General features: G+C 63.4%; 2 protein-coding genes and 1 pseudogene. All 3 read right to left on the reverse strand.

The features are described from left to right. Positions 1-192: pseudogene (locus LLF79_RS26795) on the reverse strand (hypothetical protein); the annotation flags it as partial. Next, positions 189-689 (reverse strand): hypothetical protein, encoded by a 501-nt coding sequence (locus tag LLF79_RS26800; RefSeq protein ID WP_003100856.1) that lies wholly within the window; start codon positions 687-689, stop codon positions 189-191. The pseudogene LLF79_RS26795 and the gene LLF79_RS26800, both read right to left, overlap by 4 nt. Then, positions 686-1012 (reverse strand): hypothetical protein, encoded by a 327-nt coding sequence (locus LLF79_RS26805; RefSeq protein ID WP_003100858.1) that lies wholly within the window; start codon positions 1010-1012, stop codon positions 686-688. The genes LLF79_RS26800 and LLF79_RS26805 overlap by 4 nt, the downstream gene beginning before the upstream one ends. Between the last annotated feature and the right edge of the window lie 305 nt (positions 1013-1317).

Below are 1317 nucleotides of genomic sequence, written 5' to 3' on the forward strand. Positions count from 1 at the left end.
CAGCAGGTGCAGCAGGCTGAACAGCCGCATGTCGTTGGTGGCGACGATGCGCTCCCGAATCTGCTCCTGAATAGCTTCGCTAGCCCGATGCGCTTGTGGTGTGGCAGTCCCCTCGTAGTCAGCGGGGAATTCCGCTTCCTCGGCAATCCTTGCCCAGGCGCTGGCCAGCGCCTCGATGGTTGACGTGCTCATTTCCGCCGCTCCTGTGCTCTTTGGCGAATCAACCGGCCAAGGGGCCTCGACGCGAAAACCAGCAGCATCACGCCTATCGGATACCAGGTCGAGAAGACCACCAAGGCATCGAAGGCTGGCCGTCCGGTGTTGGTAGGCAGTACGGCGGTCACAGCCATCAACCCGCCGACCGTCCAGATGATGCGCCACACGTAGGGCATCACGCGGGGCACGTAGCCGTCATCGAAAGCGGTCTGGTAGTAGCGGCGCAGGCCGCGCTCGGCAAGCGCCTGGCGCTGCCGCTCCGACAGCGCATCCGTCCGGCCATACCAGCGCCGGAATGGTGGACAGCGCAGCAGCAAAGGGGTGAAGAGGATCATCACCGCCACGATCGCGACACCCCACGCCATGACGGCGCCGGCATCGGGCCGCTTGGCGTTCTCGATCACGGGCGCGAAGACGCCCGGAGCACCGATCATCCAGAACAGCGCAATGTGCTGATGGAAGGAGAGCTTCATTTGCTCATCCACTTGCGCAGCAGGCGCTTTTTCAGGGAGGCGCGTTCTTGCGGGTTGCGTCCCTTGTGATTGGCGATGCGATCCGCCGTGGCGGCCTGGCGCTTGACGGGCCAGTAGGAGCGGCCATCCTTGCCCATCGACCAGACGCTGCTGGCCTGGTTTTCCAGCAGGGGCAGATGGGCGCTCAGGGCTTCGGGCGACGCGCTGGTCAGCGCCGTGCGCTCACGGGTGCGCCAGCGCTGATGCCAGAGCTTCTTGTCCTCGCGCTCGCTGCCGCAGGTCGTGTGCCCGACGATGGGTGTTTTGCGGCGGCTGCGGCTCATAACGTAGTGGTCTCCAAGAACATTCAGGACTGATCCCAGGCGTCGATGGTCAAGACCTGATCGGCAGGACAGGCGGCTACGCGGTCGGGAACTGGATGGTGTTCAGTCTCATGCCGACCCCATTCGATTGATCGCGTCGCTTGCGGCACGCTGCGACGCAAGGAGGTTTGCGACCTGGTTTAGCAGCCGTGTCCGCTGCATGTCTGTTACCTATCTCCCCGACCGCTCATTGGACCAACTCCAGAGATTGGGCTCTATCGCTCAGCCAATACGAAACCGGCATTGGCTGATGCCACAACCGAGAC

Source organism: Enterobacter cloacae complex sp. 2021EL-01169, from assembly GCF_020733125.1.
Taxonomy (GTDB): Bacteria; Pseudomonadota; Gammaproteobacteria; order Enterobacterales; family Enterobacteriaceae; genus Enterobacter; species Enterobacter roggenkampii.